This window comes from Paenibacillus ilasis (assembly GCF_043195395.1).
In the GTDB taxonomy this organism is placed as follows: Bacteria; Bacillota; Bacilli; order Paenibacillales; family Paenibacillaceae; genus Paenibacillus_AQ; species Paenibacillus_AQ lautus.
In genome coordinates this window covers 424,235-445,020 of sequence record NZ_JBHDJG010000003.1, presented here as the reverse complement: position 1 = coordinate 445,020, position 20,786 = coordinate 424,235, and the positions used below count along the sequence as shown (strand labels likewise).

At 53.1% G+C, this 20,786-nt stretch carries 13 protein-coding genes; 9 read left to right on the top strand and 4 right to left on the bottom strand.

Annotated elements, in window-relative coordinates:
* The first annotated feature begins 33 nt into the window (after positions 1-33).
* From ACETK5_RS26170 to ACETK5_RS26160, 3 genes are all read left to right on the top strand, one after another.
* On the top strand, positions 34-1,614 hold the full coding sequence (locus ACETK5_RS26170) for an extracellular solute-binding protein (RefSeq protein WP_100540504.1): 1,581 nt from the start codon (positions 34-36) through the stop codon (positions 1,612-1,614).
* Positions 1,615-1,827: 213 nt separating this feature from the next.
* On the top strand, positions 1,828-2,853 hold the full coding sequence (locus ACETK5_RS26165) for a response regulator transcription factor (protein WP_100540505.1): 1,026 nt from the start codon (positions 1,828-1,830) through the stop codon (positions 2,851-2,853).
* Positions 2,850-4,691: a cache domain-containing sensor histidine kinase gene (locus ACETK5_RS26160; protein WP_100540506.1), complete on the top strand. Its 1,842-nt coding sequence runs from the start codon at positions 2,850-2,852 to the stop codon at positions 4,689-4,691. Before ACETK5_RS26165 ends, ACETK5_RS26160 begins: the two co-directional genes overlap by 4 nt.
* Before the next feature lie 94 nt (positions 4,692-4,785).
* Here ACETK5_RS26160 and ACETK5_RS26155 read toward each other — a convergent pair whose 3' ends face one another.
* Positions 4,786-6,618 carry a glycoside hydrolase family 97 protein gene (locus ACETK5_RS26155; protein WP_394058745.1) on the bottom strand — a complete coding sequence of 611 codons (1,833 nt, stop codon included), beginning with the start codon at positions 6,616-6,618 and terminating at the stop codon, positions 4,786-4,788.
* A gap of 284 nt (positions 6,619-6,902) precedes the next feature.
* On the opposite strand from ACETK5_RS26155, the gene ACETK5_RS26150 reads away from it, so the two are divergent.
* The 4 genes from ACETK5_RS26150 (at position 6,903) to ACETK5_RS26135 (ending at position 14,834) form a co-directional block, all read left to right on the top strand.
* On the top strand, positions 6,903-9,683 hold the full coding sequence (locus tag ACETK5_RS26150) for a discoidin domain-containing protein (protein WP_394059098.1): 2,781 nt from the start codon (positions 6,903-6,905) through the stop codon (positions 9,681-9,683).
* A 72-nt stretch (positions 9,684-9,755) separates the two neighbouring features.
* A complete protein-coding gene (locus tag ACETK5_RS26145; protein ID WP_394058743.1) occupies positions 9,756-12,350 on the top strand; it encodes a glycoside hydrolase family 95 protein in 2,595 nt (864 codons plus the stop codon).
* A 293-nt stretch (positions 12,351-12,643) separates the two neighbouring features.
* Positions 12,644-13,609: a peptide-methionine (S)-S-oxide reductase MsrA gene (msrA, locus tag ACETK5_RS26140; RefSeq protein ID WP_394058741.1), complete on the top strand. Its 966-nt coding sequence runs from the start codon at positions 12,644-12,646 to the stop codon at positions 13,607-13,609.
* A 262-nt stretch (positions 13,610-13,871) separates the two neighbouring features.
* Positions 13,872-14,834, top strand: coding sequence for a phosphotransferase enzyme family protein (locus ACETK5_RS26135; RefSeq protein WP_394058739.1), 963 nt, complete (start codon positions 13,872-13,874; stop codon positions 14,832-14,834).
* A gap of 215 nt (positions 14,835-15,049) precedes the next feature.
* Here ACETK5_RS26135 and ACETK5_RS26130 read toward each other — a convergent pair whose 3' ends face one another.
* Both ACETK5_RS26130 and pyk read right to left on the bottom strand, forming a co-directional pair.
* The gene (locus tag ACETK5_RS26130) at positions 15,050-16,267 is read right to left on the bottom strand and encodes an L-dopachrome tautomerase-related protein (RefSeq protein ID WP_100540512.1); all 1,218 of its coding nucleotides are present in this window, start codon (positions 16,265-16,267) and stop codon (positions 15,050-15,052) included.
* Between the two features lie 148 nt (positions 16,268-16,415).
* Positions 16,416-17,831 (bottom strand): pyruvate kinase, encoded by a 1,416-nt coding sequence (gene pyk / locus ACETK5_RS26125; protein ID WP_100540513.1) that lies wholly within the window; start codon positions 17,829-17,831, stop codon positions 16,416-16,418.
* 158 nt (positions 17,832-17,989) lie between these two features.
* Between pyk and ACETK5_RS26120 the strand changes: the two genes are divergently transcribed.
* Positions 17,990-18,769, top strand: coding sequence for an AraC family transcriptional regulator (locus tag ACETK5_RS26120; protein ID WP_326116210.1), 780 nt, complete (start codon positions 17,990-17,992; stop codon positions 18,767-18,769).
* A gap of 52 nt (positions 18,770-18,821) precedes the next feature.
* Here the strand turns inward: ACETK5_RS26120 and ACETK5_RS26115 are convergent, their stop codons facing one another.
* A complete protein-coding gene (locus ACETK5_RS26115) occupies positions 18,822-19,778 on the bottom strand; it encodes an LCP family protein (RefSeq protein ID WP_100540515.1) in 957 nt (318 codons plus the stop codon).
* 187 nt (positions 19,779-19,965) lie between these two features.
* On the opposite strand from ACETK5_RS26115, the gene ACETK5_RS26110 reads away from it, so the two are divergent.
* Entirely contained in the window at positions 19,966-20,715 is a 750-nt protein-coding gene (locus tag ACETK5_RS26110) for a MerR family transcriptional regulator (protein ID WP_326117287.1), read from the top strand.
* The last annotated feature ends 71 nt before the right edge of the window (positions 20,716-20,786 follow it).

The window sequence follows — 20,786 nt, the reverse complement described above, 5'->3', positions numbered from 1 at the left end:
TTGTCTATTTTTTGTGAAAAAGGGGAGAGGTTGATGAAAAAAAGTTGGACGGTCTTACTGATCAGCGTCATGATGATCTCACTGCTCGCGGGATGCGGTGGGAAACCGGAAGAAGGAGCTGTCAGTCCCAAGCCGGAAGAAACGAAGCAAGGTACAGACTCAAGCAAGCTGTCCTTCTCGATTTCTTTCTCCACGGGCGGCAACACCTACATCGAATCGTCACCCGATATCAATAAGGACAAATGGGTGCTGAAGCTGGAGGAGATGACGAACACGGATCTCGATATCCGCTTGATGTCCCACAAGGAATTTGATCAGAAGATGAGTCTGATGTTTGCAGGCAACGAAATCCCGGACGTTGTGGGAAATATGCGGGGAGGTCCAACAACAGGGTCCATGTCGGGCTCGGTGGAAGCCGGGGTGTTCATGCCGCTGGATGACCTCCTCAAGGAGCATGCTCCGAACTTGATGAAAATGGTCACTCCTGCAGCGTGGGAGGAAGTATCCTATAACGGCAAAATCTACGGCATTCCGGCCTGGCTGGAAAATCCGTCGCGCCGCGCCACATTCATTCGCACGGATCTCATGGAGAAGGCCGGTATCAAGGAAGCGCCTAAAACCGTCGAAGAGTACCTGGATATGCTGCGTGCCTTTAAGAAGCTCGGTGTAGAGCACCCCTACCAGTACCGTGAGGGCTTTAAATATGCGGATACCTTCCTTGGGGCATACGATGTGCTGCCGTTCCAGTTCATGGAGCTGAATGGGGAGGTCGTACCGAAATTTTTCGATGTCGAGAACATGACCAAGGCGCTCCAGACGTATAAGACGATGTATGATGAGGGTCTGATTCCGAAGGATTTCGCTTCGCTCTCTCAAGAGGATTACGGACGCAATATCAATGCCGGCAAATCCGGGATGTGGGCCTCCAACGGCGAGGGGCTGATCGGGTTCCGCACCAAGCTGAAGGAAGTGGATCCTTCGATGAAGGTGGATATTTACCCATCCCCGACCGGACCGGACGGCAAGGGCGGACTCGGCTTATACAGCTCGGTATCGACCACGTACTATATCAATAACAAGGTGGGAACAGAGAAAGCCATCGAAATCATTAAATTTCTGGATTGGATGCTGACGGAGGAAGCCGATATGTTCTTCTCCTTCGGGATTGAAGGCGAGAATTACACGATGGAGAACGGGAATGTCAACTATAAGTGGCCTGTGACCAAACAAGAGGTCGACGAAGCGGGCTTCCGGGCCAACCAGCTGTGGTTCGTTCATGAGCTGACCTATAATAAGAAGCAGACGGCCCTTACCGAGGATGGCCAGGACGTGATCAAGGCGTTCAGCGATGTGCTGAGCAATGAAGGCCGCGGCGGCATTACGTTCATGGCGAATCTGAACAGCTTCTCCAAGTTCCCGGACCTGGCTTCGACCGGAGATACGGGACCTAAATTCATCCTGGACAGCATGGTGAAGATGATCTATGGCAAGCAGCCGATCTCCGATTGGCCGAAGGTGCTGGAGGAATACCGTGCCAAGGGCGGGGATGAGATCATCAAGGAAGCGACGGAGCGCTGGAAGAACAAGGAGAATGTAGTAGACCGTACGAGATAACATCCAAGATAGGAAGTAGGGCATCTCCTGTTTGTTCCATATATCGTGTACAATAGATCCGATATGTAAGCGTTTTAACCCGAATGAGCGAAGGATGAAAAATCTAGGTATCCGCCGGTCTTACCATCACAGGTATCCGCTGCGGATACCTTCTTGTTCCATTCAATGTTTGCCTCATACCTTATTCTTCTACATACAGGAGGCTAAAATAATATGCGGTTGCTTATTGCTGACGACGAACCTGTAATCCGAAGAGGGCTGGTCAAGATGGCGGAGACCTACCGTCTGCAGTTTGATGCCATCGACACGGCCGTGAATGGTGAGCATGCGCTCTCCCTGATCAAGGAATTCGAGCCGGATGTACTGCTGACCGATATCCGGATGCCCCGAATGGGCGGACTGGAGCTGTGTCAGGAGCTTCATGAGTTGTACGGGCATATTCAAATTATCGTCATATCGGGTTATGGCGAATTCCAATATGCGCAGCAATGTCTGGCTTACGGGGTGAAGCATTATCTGCTAAAGCCGGTTACCGGCGTGGTGCTGCACCAAACCTTTGACGCGATTGTGAAACACCGCAATAAAGGCATTGTCTCGCTGGCTTCCTATGTCGATTGGATTGAAAATATCGGGCAGGAGATCTGGATGCTGCAGACCGAACAGCTCGATCGGCTGTTGGTCGATTGGAGGGCGCATCTGCAAGCGGCGGGACTCAGCGTCCCGCAGCTCCAGCAGCTGCTGGATGACGCAGTGGGCATGATATTCCGTCGTCTCGTCTCGAAGGGGTATATGGAGGTTTCGGTGATTGAACCGATCGGTCACCACACGGTGCAGGAGCAGCTGTTGAACGAATTTGAGTTAAGGGTCAAGCAGATGACCGCGGATCTGGTGACGCAGCGGTGGGGGAATTTCAAGAACCCGCTCGATGAAGTGAAATCGTATATCGACACGCATCTGTCCGAGGAGATCACCCTGGAGGAAGTGGCAGAGATGGCCGGTTATACGCCGACGTATTTTAGCGCAATGTTCAAGAAGATGACGGGCGATACGTTTGTCCGGTACCGGATTCACCGGCGAATGGAGCGGGCGAAGGAGCTGCTGGCCCTGCCGCATATGCGAATCATCGACGTGGCGGCGAACGTCGGTTACGAGGATTATCCCCATTTTACGAAAATGTTCAAGAAGGTAACAGGACATACGCCGACGGAATATCGGACGATGCTGGGCTTTAACGGATGAAAAATAAACTGTACCGCAAATTGTTTTTGTACTTTGTGTCCATCATTGTGCTGACTTCCTTGTTGATCGGCATCGTTACCTACACGCGCTCATCAGCTGAGCTGGATCGCCAGCTGGACCGGCATATGTCGCAAATCGTGCAGAATGCCTTAAACCATACCGATCTGTACATTAAATCCTACGACCGTACGATGATCTCCTTATTGACCAACCGGGAATTGAAGAAATTCGTAGATTTGCCTAACCCGGCGGATCATTACGAGTATTATCACATCAGCTCCACGATCAAGGATACGGTATTCCGTCCCCTCATGGACCGGGGGCCCGAGCTGCTGACCATGTATCTCCTGTCTTACAACGGAAATGCCACGTATAGCTTCGGTTCTGATTTTACGGCACCGGTATTCAGTGCAGAGGAGAAGGCGAAGCAGCTGAAAGACCTCCGCAATACCACAAAAGATGAAAGCGGTCTCATGATTCATACGGAGAGTATTATACCTGGACGTAGCGGCAGTGTGGTACGCATGACGAGACTGATCAAGGGCTTATCCTCCACAGCGGAAAAAGGCGTGCTAGCCATGGAAGTGCGTTCCCAGGAGTTATCCTCTCTCTGGAAGGGAATTGATCTGGGCGAACGCGGATACTTCTATATCGCGGATGCCAGCGGCCATGTCGTCTACCAGCCGGAGGGACTGGAGCATAACGCCTCGTCGCCGGCCGAGGATCCGAAGCTGACGGCCGCCATCATGGGCGCAGACGAGGAATCCTTCAAATATACGACGGCCGATGGAGAGCAGAGAGTGTTCATGTCGCGGATGTCTCCCTATTCCGGATGGCGTCTGGTTGCTTCGTTGCCGCTGGAGGAGTGGCGCAAACCGATAGCCAGCATTCGTTCTACGGTCTGGACGATCGGCTTGATCAGTCTCATTGCAGCTTGTCTGCTTGCTTACCGTTTCACTCGTTCCATTACCCAGCCCATCCAGACGATTATCCGCGGGATGCGCCAGACGGAGCAGGGGCGGTGGATTCCCTTGGAGCTTCCTAAACGCGAGGACGAGCTGACGGAAATGATGCAGCGGTATAATCTGATGGTGACCCGATTGTCGGAGCTAATCGAGCGGGTATACGAGACCGAGCTGCAGCAGCAGAAGACGATTATCGAACGGCAAAAAGCCGAGTTCCAGGCGCTTCAGCTCCAGATCAATCCGCATTTCATGTACAACACGCTGGAGACCATCGTGTGTTATGCCGAGGTCGAAGGCTCGTCGGAGATTACCGAAATGGTGTCCTCACTAGGTTTTATGATGCGGTACTCCTTGCTGACGTCGCTGGAGGAGATCACGGTCGCCAATGAGCTCAAGCACGTTTTGAACTACATGACGATCATGAAGCATCGGCACGATCTGGAGTTTGATCTTCGGGTTGAGGTTCCCCATGAGCTGCTCCTGTACAAAATGGTGCGGTTGACGCTCCAGCCCTTGATTGAAAATGCATTCCAGCATGCCTTTCCGGACGGCATCGAGGCCTCGCAGCACATCATCATCGCTGCCGGGTGCGATGAAAATTCCTTCTGGGTCAGCGTGACGGACAACGGCATCGGCATGACCGATGAACAGCTGCGCGAGGTTGCGGCACGGTTATCCTATGAGTACGACCACGTGAATCACTCGCCTGAATCTTCCCTAAACCTTAGCGGTACCGGAGGCATCGGGCTGCTGAATGTGCATCGGCGGATTCAGCTGGTATTCGGTGAGAGTTACGGACTTCGTGTAACCTCGGCAGGCGAGAGAACGGGAACCACCATCCGCATGGTCATGCCGTGTCCGCCGCGTGTTTAGCACAAGGCCTGTCTCCGTATTGGAGGTCAGGCCTTGTACTTTTTGAAGTAATAGGTATAAACTTCTGAGGCTTCCCCTTCTTATCTCCCAAGACTTACTTGTTCTCCGCTTGCGGCGTCAGATGGATGGATACGCCGCCGTACACCTTGAGACGGATCTTGATGGTATCCTTGGCGCAGCGCGTTTCCGTGTGAACCTCAATAGGAGGAAGAACGGAACGATATCGATATTCGTCCGCTTCCGCTTGTTCCCGATAGATCACCGCTCGGTATGCCGTATTATCTTCAAGGAAATCCAGCGGGATATGGACGTCTCGTCCTCCGGCGGCGCAAATGGAGGTGACAAACCATTCGACACCTGATCGTCTTGCTATCGTAACGAATCGGCCCGGATAACCTTCCAGCAGCCGCGTCTCATCCCAGACGGCCGGAACAGCGGCCAGCAGCGGCTTGCCCGGATGATCGGCGAAGACTGATATCGCATCCGCATAATGCTGGATGCCGGATTCAAAGAGGATGGCCAGGGCCAACTGAAGCCCTTGGGTTGTCGTGGTCCGCCTGCTGAACGTAACCGGCGTAAAGTCCATGGACCCGATCACGTTCCGCGTAAACGGCAAGGTACAGAGATGAACCGCATTAGGCCCTTCACTCTGTGCCCGGTAGTATTCCGCACCGTAAACGCCTTCTCTTGTCATCACGTGAGGCCATGTCCGGTGCTCGCCGCTTGGTTTGGTGGAACCATGAAAATTGACCATCAGCCGATGCCTGGCAGCGGATTCCGCAATGGCATCATAGACCTGGAGCGTCTCTTGGTTGTCGCTGTCGAAGAAGTCGACCTTGATGCCAACGGCGCCCCAAGATGCCCACAGGCGTAATTTCTCCTCACGGAGTTCCTCCGTGTTCAGCCCTTTATAATGCGTCCACAGCCAGATGCCGACGCCGCGCGTCTTCGCGTAATGGATAAGCTGAGGCGCATCCAGCACACCCTCCCAGCCGCCGTCCACGACGCTGTATTCCCATCCCATCTCGGCGGCAAAATCTACATGCTGCCGTTGAATGTCCATATCCCCGCAGGAATCGCCTTCCGCGTACCAGGACCAGGCCGCTCTGCCGGGAGAGATCCAAGAGGTGTCTTGCAGCACGGGCGGGGGACATAAGTGAGTCGTTAGCGATGAAGACACCAGATCCCTGAGCGACCCGATGATCATGACACGCCAGGGCGTCGAGAGCGGAAGCTTGGCGGCAATCGGCGTTTCCTGATCCGGGGCGTAAGCGATGCGGAGCTTCCGGCCGTCTTGCTCATCCGCTGCGAGATGACTGGCGCCATACCTCCCGTCCACGGCTGCTTCAGTCAGCAGCAGCCAATGATCCTCTGCCGATTGGACCAGCAGCGGGAAACCGAAATGCCTTCCCCGAAGATGATCCGGCATGGCATGGTCATAGGTTCGTTCATAACACCGCATGAACGGCTGAGCCCAGACGTTGAGCATCCGGTCCTCCGGCAGATGGAAGCCGGAGAGCTCGTTCTCGAAACGAATATCCCCTTCTCCTTGCAGCTCATACCGGTATGCGACGCCGTCATGAAAAGCGCGGAAACGGATTCTCACCTGATGATTCTCTACCGAAGTCAGAAGCACTAATTCGTTTGCTTCGTAAGACTGCGATTTTTGCTTACCGGTTACAAGCTCGTAACGCTCTGTGATTGTGTTGTGCTCCACCCCTTGTATACGTATGCCTTGTTGAAGTTTGTATTGGTCGGTGATCAGCCCGAGCGGCGACCTTTCAAGAACGCGATTGCGGTTGTTCATCACCGTGTAAAAAAGGGGGCCGTTAGGCTCCTGTTCCAGTGTGATATGCAGATTCCCGTCAGGTGAATGAAGCTGTGCATGAAACGGCGCTGATAGAGACTGGGATAGCTCATGATCCATAAACGAAACTCCTTCCTTGTCGCTACAAGAATGACGTATCCATTGCAGCCTCATTGTAACGGACAATGCAAAGGCTTAGCATACGGCTCCGTTCGCTCCGGGTTGTGTTTTCTTACGTTGTGTTACTCCATAAAAAAACACGGCCACTCCGCAAGTTACGGCATGGTCCGGCGAGCAGCCGCTGTTTTATCATAGAAGCATATCAAGAGGCGTTTGAAAGGAGGGCACCTGTAATCGCGGGTGGATCGTAATCACTACTTATGACAAAGGATGGGTGATGATTGATGAGACAGGTACGCAAGCGTAACAGGCAGGTAAGAAGAAGAGGGTTCATACTGCTGCTGGGTATTCTGCTGTTTTCGTTCGGCAATCCGCCAATACAGGGGGAAACGGCCGCTCCGGATGTAATGGAGCGGGTCAACCTGGCATGGAATAAGCAGGCGACGGCCAGTTCCGAGATCAGCGGGCGTGAAGCAGGGAAAGCCGTTGACCGCAGCCGTGATACCTACTGGCAGCCGGCGAGCACAGACCGTGAGGACATGAATGTATACATACAGGTGGATCTGGGGAGTGAGCAGTCCTTCAACCAGGTCGTCCTGGATTTAAACCGGGGAGATCATTTGGGAAGTATCGAGATCGATTACTCCCGTGACGGTGAGTCTTGGAGCAGAGCCTATGCGAAAAATGGGGGCATTCGAGCAGACGGTCAGGAAGTGATGACGTTTAATTCCGTAAGCGCTTCCCACATTCGGGTAACGCTGCTTCTAAGCCGAAATCTCAATGTTCAGCTAAAGGAGTTGGAGCTTTATATGCAGGATGGAGATCAAGGGATTCCGTCCGATGTAACGGAGCTGGCCTTCGTGAAGTCGGATGGAACCCCTTATACCAACAATGAGGAACTGACCTTGGACATTGGAGGCACATCTGCCGTGGAGGCGCGCGGCAAACGGGGGAACGGGGAATGGATTTCGCTGCCTCAAGGCCAGGTTCAATATCACGCCGTGGGAACCAGCGCTGCGGTTACTTCCGAAGGTTCGGTTACGGGGGTCAAGGTAGGAGCGACCCGGTTATATGCGGAAACCAGCATCAACGGTCAAGGGATACGTACACCGGATTTCTGGATTGTGGTGAAGGATGATCAGGAGTTCCAGGATGCGAAATACATTGCCTTCAGCTCGTTCACGCATAAGGCGTTGGTCCAGAAGATTGGCAAGGCGGCGATCTTGGGTGATGGCGAGGAGCTGCCGGTCGTAACCATCGCTCCCAATAGGGATGGAACCGTATCCGCCAGATGGTTCAAGGACGGTCAATCCAGAGGTTCGCTGGGCACGAAGGCGCTGCAGGCAGGGGTAACGCAATCGATAACGCTTCCGGGTGGGATGAAGGTACCGGGCACGTACGAGGTGCGGATGACTTTCCAAACCACAGACGGGGGAACCTACTTCGACAGCTTGTTTTACACCGTCATGCCCAAGAAGGGAATTCCTGAAGGTCAGAGCCAAATCGCCTATACCGGAAAAGACGGTAGGATGGTATATGTCCCCGATTATAAGGGGAACCGGATCATCGATTTCTCGAACGTCGGTTATATGGGTGGCGGTGTGAAACTACCCGACGTTCAGGCGAGGATTGCCGTACAGCCGACCGGCGGGGATGATACGGCGATGCTGCAGGCGGCGATTGATGAGGTGTCCCGGCTGCCGCGTGACGCAGATGGTTTCCGGGGGGCGGTGCTGCTGAAGAAAGGCACATATCTGGTTGGCGGTTCCCTTAACATTCAGGCCAGTGGGGTCGTGCTGCGGGGTGAAGGCAAGAGTGAGGACGGCACCATTATCCGCGGCACGGGAACAACGGCCAGAAATTTGATTGTTGTCGGTGGAACGAACGGTGCCGCTGTTGTGGACGGGACGGAGACGGACGTGCAGGATTTGTACGTTCCGGCAGGATCCCGATCGTTCCATGTGCAGAATGCCTCGGCCTATCAGGTGGGCGATTCCGTCATTGTTCGTAGAATCGGTAATGACCGCTGGATTCATGAGATCGGCATGGATCATATCTACATGCGGCCAGGGACCGGGGGAACGCAGCAGTGGTCCCCGTTCAATCTGGATTTTGACCGCGTCATTACGGCCATCGACGGCAACCGGATTACGGTGGATGCTCCATTAGCGAATGCCATTGAACATCGATGGGGCGGTGGCAGGCTGTTCAAGGCAACGGATGAATCTCGAATTGAACAGGTTGGGATCGAGAACATGCGCGCCATATCCGATTTTGATCCGAGCAAAACCGATACCAAGATGGATAACGATGTTCTGGATACCCCGTATTATTCCGATGAGGCACATGCGGAGCGCTTCATTATGATGAACAGCGTAAAGAATGCCTGGGTGCGCGAGGTGGACGGCTACCATTTCTCCTACGCCTTGGTGCAGGTCGGGCGGCAGGCCAAGTGGGTCACCGTGCAGGACAGCGAAATGTACGACATGGTCAGCGTGATTACCGGCGGTCGTCGTTACAGCTTTTTCATCCAGGGGCAATTAAATCTGGTGCAGCGCAATTATACGGAAACTTCACGTCATGCTTATGTCATTGAGAGCCGCGTACAAGGACCGAATGTCATGTACGACAATAAGGCCACTCGCGAATACAATACGAGCGAGCCGCATCACCGCTGGTCCACGGGCGGCCTGTACGACAACGTCAGTGCGCGTATCAGCGTCCGCGACCGCGGATGGCTGGGCAGCGGACATGGCTGGGCGGGAGCGAATTACGTTATGTGGAATACCGAGGGAGGGCTTGTTGCGCAGAAGCCCCCAACGGCACAAAACTATGTCATCGGACACATCCCGACGGAAGACGGTTTGAACGTGAAACCGCTCGTTCCAAACGATTATGATTCCAGACCGCGTGAGGACGGCTATTGGGAATACGCCGACCGGCATGTAGCGCTCCAGAGCCTATACGTCCAGCAGTTGACGGACCGTCTGGGTCAGCAAGCGGTGGATAATCTGGCCCGTACGCCTGTGGGCGGCGGTGCGATCGATATACCAGCGCAGCCTTAATTATATATAGCGAACAGGGGATTATCAGGGGAAACGCTGATCGTCCCCTTCTTCGCGAAGAAGGAGACGTGTATGAAGGTGGAGAGGGAGATAACAGGAAGAGATACGGAACGTTCTCACCGGAGACATCATGCGGAGCTTGATCGTGCAGGGCAGTACGGCAAGTTCGAAGCGGTAGGTGATAAAACCGCATGGCGGCAGCCTGACACATCTGAAAGTCGGCGTTTGCGGTTATGGTACGCTTCCCCGGCTGCGGAGTGGAATGAGGCATTGCCCATCGGGAATGGGCGCTTGGGCGGCATGATTTTTGGCAGGACCTCGCTTGAGCGGGTGCAGCTCAACGAAGACTCCCTCTGGTACGGTGGTCCGGGAAGGGGAGCCAACCCGGACGCCACCGAATATTTGAGCAAGATCAGGCAGATGCTGCGGGATGGACGTCAGGCCGAGGCCGAGCATTTGGCACGGATGGCGATGACTTCATCCCCGAAATACGAGCAGCCCTACCAGCCGCTGGGCGATCTGCTGCTCCAGTTCTTGGGTGCGGAGGAAGCGGTGGAGCATTACGAGCGAGAGCTGGATTTGGAGCGGTCCATGGTGACCGTATCCTATTCTTCGCGCGGCATAGGCTATCGCAGGCAGTATTTTGCCAGTGCGCCGGATGGCGTGATGGTTGTTCGCCTGTTTGCCGATCGGCCGGGGGCGTTGACGTTTGCGGCGAACCTGATCCGACGTCCTTTTGACAGCGGAACGGAGTCGTTAGGGCACGATACCTTGCTGATGAAGGGCGAATGCGGCGCGGACGGCATCTCCTTCTGCACGGCGCTGCGTGCTGTCGCTGAGGGAGGTAACGTACGAACCATCGGTGATTTTCTCTCGGTTGAAGGGGCGGATTCCGTTACGCTGCTGCTGTCAGCCCAGACGACCTTTCGGTGTCAGCAGCCGGGCCAGGCATGTCTCGAACAGCTGGATCGTGCGGCAGGCATGTCGTTCGAACAGCTGGAAAGCCGTCATTTGGAGGAATATCGGGAGAAGTTTGAACGCTTCTCGCTAACTCTCGGTTCCAGTAAGAAGGATGTGAATAGAGCGGGCTTAACCGAAAGTGGAAATATCATTCCGAATGGGCAGGACCGACTCTTCGGTTCAGATCAAGTTGAAACTCCGAACCGAGCGGAAGACGATTTATCATCCCTGTCTACCGATCAGCGGCTGAATCTGCTGAAGGATAGAGTGAAGACGGAAGGTGCCTCTGCGGAGAAGAGCGATCCCGAATTGATTGCCCTGTACGTACAGTACGGGCGCTATTTGCTCATCTCCTGCTCCAGACCCGGATCTCTCGCAGCGAACCTGCAGGGCATATGGAATGACAGCTTCACCCCGCCTTGGGAGTCGAAGTATACAATCAATGTGAATATTCAGATGAACTATTGGCCGGCAGAGCTGCTGGGCCTGGCGGAATGCCACGAGCCGCTGTTTGACCTGATTCACCGCATGCTCCCGAATGGCCGGGACACGGCTCGCGAGATGTATGGCTGCCGTGGCTTCGCAGCGCATCACAATACCAATCTCTGGGGAGAGACCCGGCCTGAAGGAATATTGATGACCTGTACCGTATGGCCGATGGGAGCCGCTTGGCTGTGCCTTCATCTATGGGAGCATTACCGGTTTGGCGGGGATGCGGATTTCCTGCAGGAACGAGCGTATCCGGTCATGAAGGAAGCGGCGATATTCCTGCTGGATTATATGACCGTGGATGAGGAAGGCAGTCGAATAACCGGTCCTTCCGTTTCGCCGGAGAACCGATTTGTGCTTCCGAACGGAGCCGTCGGCAGCCTCTGCATGGGACCCGCTATGGACGCGCAGATTGCGACGGCCTTGTTTCGGGCCTGTCTGGAGGCAGGTCAGCTTGTCGGAGATGAGGACACTTTCCTTGTAGAGCTTCAAACGGCGCTGCAAGAAATTCCGGCACCGCGGATTGGAAGGCATGGAGGGATCATGGAGTGGCTGGATGATTACGAGGAGGCCGATCCCGGACACCGGCACATCTCGCAGCTGTTCGCCCTGTATCCGGGAGAGCAAATTGATCCCGTTCAGTCACCTGAGCTTGCCGAGGCAGCGAACAAGACCTTGGCGCGACGACTTGCGAATGGCGGCGGCCATACCGGCTGGAGCCGGGCCTGGATCATCAATTATTATGCCAGGCTGCAGCGGGGCGAGGAAGCGCACGAGCATCTTGTGAATTTGCTGGCTTCTTCAACTTATCCGAATCTATTGGATTGCCACCCGCCTTTTCAAATCGACGGTAATTTCGGCGGGATTGCCGGCGTTGCCGAAATGCTGCTGCAGTCGCATTCGGGAGAGTTAAGGCTGCTCCCGGCCCTGCCCTCGCAGTGGAGCAGCGGTGAGGTGAAGGGGCTTCGTGCCCGCGGCGGCTTTGTTGTCGACATGTGCTGGGAGGAAGGTGAACTGACCGAGGTGAAGATTCGTGCCGATAGGGCGGGCGAATGCAGGCTATGGTCCCGTTCATCGCTTGTCCTCATAGAGGAGAAACGGCTTGGAGAGGTTATGCTGACGAGTACCACGATATCCGGAGGAGCGTATTGCTACTCGTTCTTGATGCAGCAGGGTGCCAGCTGTAGCTGGGGAAGGTCTGTGAGGGAGCAAATATAATGTTATAACGACGAAAGTAACCCACTCCTAAGGTTGGCGCCTAAGTGGGTTACTTTCTCATTCCTGACTTGATCTTGGAGGAGAAATCCTACTCAAGATGTTTGTACAAAGGAGTAGCCATAGGCCGGCTGCTCCTTATTGCTATTCTTATCTTATCATACCCCTTTCTAGACCTCAATAACGGATCGATTGCACAAAATACTAGTGAAAAGTTATGATACTTGCTGCGATTGAGTCCTCAAGACTACACTAGTATCATAATGAAATAGACAAACATGAAAGGGGGGACTGCCTTGAATCAGGCAAGTGGAAAGACGCAATTGGCGACGTTTGCGGGCGGGTGTTTCTGGTGCATGGTTAAGCCGTTTGACGAGCTTCCCGGTATCCTTTCCTTGGTTTCGGGTTACACGGGCGGCCATACGGAGGATCCAACCTATGAGGAAGTGGGAACGGAGACGACGGGTCATTACGAAGCTGTGCAAATCCGGTTTGAACCGAATGTATTCCCTTACACAAGGCTCCTGGACATTTACTGGCGCCTGATTGATCCAACGGATGCGGGAGGCCAGTTCATGGACCGCGGGGCGTCGTACCGGACCGCGATTTTTGTTCATCATGAAGAGCAGCGCGTGCAGGCGGAAGCCTCCAAGCGAGATCTGCAGCAAAGCGGGCGGTTCAAGGGAAAGATCGTGACACCGATCCTGCCGGCAGGACCCTTCTATCCCGCAGAGGATCTTCACCAGAATTACTATAATACCCATCGTTATGACTACAACCGGTATTATGAGGGCTCCGGCCGAGCTTCTTTTGCCGAGCGGCATTGGAATCGGAAGCAGGACAAGGCAGAACTGGTGGGACGTCTTACCGCGCTCCAGTATGCAGTGACACAAGAAGGCTTGGATGAGCCTGCTTATGATAATACGTATTGGAATAACACAAGCCGGGGGATTTACGTGGACGTGGTGAACGGAGACCCGTTATTCAGCTCAACCGACCAATATGACGCCCGAACGGGATTGCCGGCTTTTATGAAACCTCTGCATGAGGGATATATCAGCAAAAAAGGAGATCTTCGCGGCGGCAAGGTACGCACCTCGCTCTACGGCAGATTGTCCGGCTCTTACCTCGGTCACCTGTACCATGACGGGCCTCCGCCTGGCGGCTTGCATTATCAGATAAACTCTGCGGCGCTGCGTTTTGTGCCGGAGGAGGAGATGGTTCGGGAAGGGTACGGTGAATTCGCGCGGCTGTTTGAGTAGAGCAGGCCGGCAGATACCGTTTTCGTCAATATGTCGCTTCCCATGTTCTTCGTAAACTTCCCCTATACTTATTCTCTCCCATCCACTCCACGTATGGCTCCGGTACAATACCTATTAGGCAAGACTCATGCTTGCGTCTAGTGCGGAAAGGGGTGACGTTGTTGAATACGATTCATATTCACAATGGTGTACAGATGAGAGGGCTTGTTACTTAAGTTGAAGTGAAGTCCTCTTTAGGCTGTAGTGGGAGGAAAAAGAGTAGATGATGAAGTTAACGACGATGGTTCGTGGTGTTCGCGGAGATGCTGTAGCACGCGAGCTCATCCGCAACTGGGAGTTTGACGAAGGAACGCTGAAATTCTGGCGGGCCAGCTCCAACTTTGTGTATGTTTTTGAGCGTGATGGAGAGCGACATTTCCTCAGGTTTAATTATGAAGAGGAGAGCACGGTCGAGCAGATGACGGCCGAGCTGGAATTCATGCGGTATCTGATAAAGAACGGATACCCTTGCGTCACGCCGGTTTCGTCCGTAGACGGCAATTGGATCGAAACGGTTCAGGCGCCCGAGGGGCATTATCACGGCGTTGTGTTTTCCGCTGCTGCAGGGATTGCATTAGATGGCAATCTCACGGCGACCCAGTGCAAGGATTGGGGAAAATCGCTCGCGAGGCTGCATACGCTATCTAGCGAATATGAACCGGGGACCGTAAAGCGAAAAAGCGCAGAGGACATCTTGCGCATGATCGATCTGGTGCTGCAGCGGCATCCCGAGGAGCAGGATGCTGTAGAGGAGCTTCACCGGGTTAGCCTCTGGCTGCAATTCATGCCATCGTCGAGACAGACGTATGGCTTAATCCATTATGACTTTCAGTTGGATAATATCTTTTATGAAGCAGAGGAACGCTCGTTCCACGTGATCGATTTTGACGATGCCATGTACCACTGGTTTGCGATGGATCTCGTGACGGCTCTTGCGGATACCGAGTCGGAGGATGAGAAACGGGCTTTCCTGAGAGGGTATCGTTCCATCCGCAGTTTGGATCACGAGTTGGAGGCGGAGTTTCCAAGATTTCGCCGATTCGGTCGGCTGTACGGATTTGCCAGAGTGCTGCGTTCCCTGGAGGACAGCGATTTGACGGATGTTCCCCCTTGGTATGAGGGGCTACGAATGAAGCTGCTGCGCTACTGCGAGAACGATAGGCAGGGGTTTAGGAAGCCGTGGTAAAGGTCCGAAAGTAGTGATGGAGCCAGTCGCTTTGGGATGATCGAGCCGGATAAGCACATCGCTTACGCTGGTCATCGACTGCGAGGCTTACGTGACCGTGTCGCCAGTAGGGACACGATATTGCGGCCGCTCCGGCCAGGCATTGCAGCTATATAACAAAAGGGTTAGGCAGAGGGCATGAGTGCCCGATCTGCCTAACCCTTTTTTCTTAAACGTCAACCATACAAATACGATTTCACATCCGGCCCGAGGTAGGCTCTCCATACAATGAGATTGTAAGGATCGTCCCAGTCGATGTTCTGCGGCTCCTCGAACATGCGGTGCAGGCGGTTATTGTTGAAGATGATCGAGCCGCATTGGTCAAAAGCGACACCGTCTACCCACAGCATTCTGTCATCGGACAGCAGCTTGTTGAACGAGCGGGTGTACGGTGAATAGTAACCGATCCCTTTGCCTTCGAGCATGGTGTAGAACACATGGCCTTTATTGTCGGCATGCATGCCGTCGGTTGTCGTTCCTTTGCTGCCCAAGGTCTGAACGGAATCCCGGATGATCGCATCGGGAATATTGAAATTCCGCAGCAGCCCTGTATCGATAGCGTACAGATTGCGTCCCGTTACCTGGCAGTAGAATAGCGTTCCGCGATCCGCGGATAGTGCTATGCCATCGGCGCCGACCCGAATCGGCTTGCTGCGGTATACCGGCTCGGTATCGATCTCAAACCGGAAACGGGGCACGTCCTGCGTACTGTAATGACTGTCCAGGACGCGACGAAATTCCTTTGTTCTCATATTGTAGACGATGATTCCCCCATAAAGCGGATGGTCCGGCCAGCCGGAGCCCGAATCGGTAATATAGGCATAACCGTTTCGGTTATCCACCACGATGTCGTTTAGAAACGACGTACGGGGCGGGGCGATATCATCCGGAATGATAATGGAATCGAGCAGGCGGTTAGCGCTCAGATCCCAGATGACCAGCTTTTGCGAGCCCTCGGGGGAAGTATCATATGCGATTTTTCCTTGATCCAGAATCCACATCCGATGATGTTCATCGATCTCGTAACCAAGGACGGATTGCAGCATCCGCACATCTCCCGGCGTATTCCACTCCCAGCTTGGAAAAGCCTCCAGCACAGGCTTGCCGTTCACCATCACAATGGTATTCAGCGTAGCGGGAATGCCTTCCGCCCAGCGCGGGACCGATACGTAGAAGCGTCCCTGCCGGTCTACTTTGATGCCTGCGGGCATGCAGTGCTTCCAATGCTGATGCTCCTCGAATCGCTGCTTCATTGCAGGATTTGGGAAGTTCCAGTCCAGGCGGTTCCAGTGGAAGAGCATCTGGTACGGACTTGTATAGCCATGGACTTGCTTGCAATGAGGGGCGGCAGGCTTCTGCCACTGGCCCCCCATGGAATAATGCGGTACAACCATTTCAAGACCTCCCGATCACATGCTCGGTTCATCCATTACGGCAGCGAAGTGTATCCTTCGCGCGTAGTCCTCTGAGTTAGTTATATGCCCAGAGAGATGGATTGGCGCCGAATATATTTACGAGAGGGGTCTTGTTTCAGATTGCCTGTTACACTTGCAGAACCTTAATCAGATTCGTGTTACCGGATTGACCGATCGGCACGCCGGCAGATAATACGATAATGTCGCCTTTTTCGATGTAACCTGTCTTGATGGCATTGCGGGTCGCGGATTCGAACATTTCGTCCGTCGTTGTGACTTTGTCGCCTTTTACTGGAATGACACCGGAGAGCAAGCAGATCTTGGCCAGCACTTCTTCATGCTGCGTGACCGCGATAATCGGTGCTTTTGGCCGATACTTCGAAATCATCCGCGCCGTAAATCCGCTCTCCGTTGCCGTAATGATTGCTTTGGCATTCAGCACGAGGGAGGAGCTGACCGCACCCTGACTAATAACCTCGGTAATATCGGCTACTTGCTGTCTGGATTTGAAAGCGAATTGGTCTTTATAATCGATCATCGTTTCGGCCCGGCGAGCGACTGCCGCCATCGTACGCACGGATTCCACCGGATATTTGCCTGCAGCGGATTCGCCCGAGAGCATGACAACGTCAGCGCCCTGGATCACCGCATTAGCCACGTCGCTCACCTCGGAGCGGGTTGGACGGGGATTGACCTGCATCGATTCCAGCATGTGCGTGGCCACGATGACCGGTTTGCCGGCCAGGTTGCATTTATCGATCATTTCTTTTTGCATCATCGGCACTTCTTCGATCGGCACTTCGACGCCAAGGTCGCCGCGGGCAACCATGATTCCGTCGGATGCTTTAATGATGTCGTCGAGGTTCTCCATGCCCTCTCCGTTTTCGATCTTGGAGATGATCTGTACATGCTCCGCGCCGCGTTCCTTCAGGATGCTGCGAATTTCCCGGATATTATCGCCATGGCGCACGAAAGAAGCGGCAATGATCTCAATGTTGTTCTCCAGTCCGAACCCGATATGCATGACGTCGCGTTCGGTAACCCCGGGCAGCGTCGTTTTGATCCCAGGCAGGTTGACGCCTTTGCGCGGTTTGAGGACGCCGCCGCTGATGATTTTGCAAAGAATGTCCGGTCCGTCGACGCGAATAACGTTCAGGTCCACGAGGCCGTCATCGATCAAGATACGGTCGCCCGGCTTAACCACTAGATTTAACTCGGCATAATTGACTGAGATGCGTTGTGCATCGCCCAGAATTTCTTCGGTAGTCAGGATCAGCTCCTCACCTGGCTTTAGCGTGCAGGAAGCCTCTTTCAGCTTGCCGATCCGTACTTCGGGTCCTTTAATGTCCATCATGATGGGTACATACGTGTTTAATTCGGATGCGGCTTGGCGAACATTCCGAATGCGGGTCACGTGATCCTCCGGCTCGCCATGTGCCATATTCAATCGGGCGACCGTCATACCCTCCTGAATCATATTCTTTAACAGCTCGATGGAATCGCACGCGGGTCCCATCGTACAAATAATTTTTGTTTTTAGCATGGCTGTTTGTTCCTCCTTTGTAGTTGCACTCTTCATTTTTTTACAGCATTCGAGCTTTATTCAAACTCCCTAATGATCACATTGTAGCCTGTCTTGTCGAATCGTGATATGAACTATAGTACAATGAATGGATTATAGTATTGCAATTGAGGTGGGTTATGATCACTCCGGTTGAAGTAAGGCAAATGAGTGGTGTCGACTGGTATGAAGAAGCTGACAATGAGAATAGAGCATGGCGCTTAAGCCTTATGACATATGGAAAATGCGTATATTGGGTGAATGGCGATAAGCAGATTATGGAGAAAGGGGAATTGCTGCTTATTCCAGCCGGTGTTCCGTATTATGGCAAAAGCATCCCTACCGTGACGCACACGCAGATCGTCGTTCAATGGACGGAAGGTGCATCGACGGAATTATCCGTGCTGGATCGGAAAGAAGCCTTGAAGTTTAAACCGGGTGGTTATGAGTTGATCCGCGAACGGTTGAAGGTGATCCATCAGCAGTGGCAGGAACGCCCATCTTATTATGTTTTGATGATAGAAGCATTATTGACAGAAGTGTTGATTTATATCAGTCGTGAACTGGACAAGGGCGTCATCACGCCGGAGAAGCACTTGCATGTGGAACGGATGAAGTCCTATATTGAGCGGCATTACCGTGAGAAAATAACGAAAGAGGAGCTGGGCGATGCCATCGGCAAAACCCCAAATTACGCAGCGGTCCTCTTTAAAAGCGTGACGGGGCAGACCATCAGCCAGTACGTGCACGCCCAGCGGATGAAAAGGGCAGTATATTTGTTAACGGAATCGCAGCTGACGGTACAGGAGATTGCCGTATTTCTCGGATATCAGGACCTCTCCTACTTCTATAGAATTTATAAACGGGTCACCGGCAGCGCGCCATCGGATTTATTGCATGAGCGTCCACGAACCGTATAGGATATATCAACGAAAAAAAGAGGGCTTTCGCCCTCTTTGGGTGATTGCTATTTTATTGAGCAGCGTCATTTTCGAATAACTGCTTCACATACTGCCGCAGTTTATTTTTATCTACGCCAAGCACTTGTGCCCGGCCGACTTTCTCGTTTGTCAGCAGGGAGAATGGGGGGAGCTGTTGTTGGTCGATTTTATCCAAATTCACATCAAAACCCAGAGCCATCAGCTTCAGCATTTCTTTGGGGCTTAAGTCGGTTTCAATGTATGGCGCGATGGAATCCAGGATGCTGGGCAGCTTGATTAATGAGCCCGTGGTCTGCATTTTCTTGGCAACTTCCGTCATGAGAATCCGCTGTCGTTCCGTACGGGCAAAATCGGATCTCGCATCGTGCCGGAACCGGACGTATTGGAGCGCCATTTTGCCGTCGAGATGCTGCAGCCCTTGTTTTAAATCGATGTCGTACATATGCTTGTCCGCTTTGCTTGTGTAATACATGTCTTTCTCAACCTCGATATCGACTCCTCCAATGGCATCGACCAGGGCGATGAATCCGACAAAATCGGTGTAAACATATTTATGTATGGGCAGGTCCAACAGATCGCTGATGGTTTGTCTGGTCAGCTCGATTCCGCCGTAAGCAAATGCCGAATTCAGTCGTCCTTTCCCATGGCCGGGGATGTCCACATAGGTGTCCCGCAAAATCGAGAATAAATGGGCTCTTTTCGTGACAGGATCGATGGAGGCCACCAGCATGGTGTCGGATCTGCCGGCATCGTCTCCCCGGGAGTCTCCTCCAATCAGGAGAATATTCATGCGTTCTTTACCTTCCCACTTGGGTATTTCGATGATTTCCTCCGACACGGCGCCCGAGGTTTCCGCCTGCTCCGCCGAATTCGAAGCGGTCGAAATTTGGTTTGAGAATTGTATGATAGCGTAGGTATAGTACGAGATAATCCCCAAGATTCCAACGGATAATAAGAGCATGGTGTATTTTAACCATTTCCTTTTCATAGTTCCTATAACATCCTTTCTGTTTTACTAACTGCATAATTGACCATTCTAGCAAAATAACGAACAAAAATCATATTTTCTCGTGAGAAGCGAGATTAAAGACTCCATAAACCTCAAAAGAAATGACTTCGTTGACTCTCCTCCAAGGGGAGACCTTAAACTGGAAATCGAAGGAGGGAACAACAGTATGTTATACACGGTAAAAGAGGTTTCAGAGCTGTCCGGGGTTACTATTAAAGCGCTGCATCATTATCATAAACTCGGTTTGCTCTTGCCTGCCGAGATCAGCGAGGCGGGATATCGCTTGTACGGTTCGGATGAGCTGGAGCGATTGCAGCACATTCTGTTTTACAGGGAAATGGACTTTCCGTTGGAACAAATCAAGGTACTGATGGAGGAAACCCCTGAGCGGCGGAAGATGCTGTTACAACAGGAGAAGCTGCTGATGGATCGCGCAGATCGATTGAAGGCAATTCTAAAAACCTTAAGAACATCCTTAACCAGTACGGAGGAGGGAAAGCGCATGGAGCCCCAAGATTTGTTCAAAGGCTTTGAAAGTGAAGAAGAATGGAAGGATGCATTGACAGAGCAGAATCAACATCTGAAAGAGCGGTATGATGTGGATTTGCTTGAGGGTGAACCTGTCGATGTTTCAAGCATGAACGAGCAGGCAAGGGAAGCGGCTGCTTTTATGGCAGGCATGGCGAATGCGTTGAAAACGGGGATCAAGCACGATGATGTGCGAGTACGGGATTCGATTCGGGATCATCTGCGGTTTATGAATGAGCAGGGCCATTCCTTTACGGCTGCAGATTTTGCGGATCAATCCAGGTTTTTCCTGAGTGATGACTTTCATCTCCGGATGCTGGAGGAGCAGCAGACGGGGCTGGCCTATTATCTGCATGCGGCTGCGGAGGCGTATGCGCATCTGACGTAAATAGGGTGATTAAGCCGCGCGGGTCGCGGCTTTTATTCTTTTTAAGGGTACATAGAATCGAGATCATCATG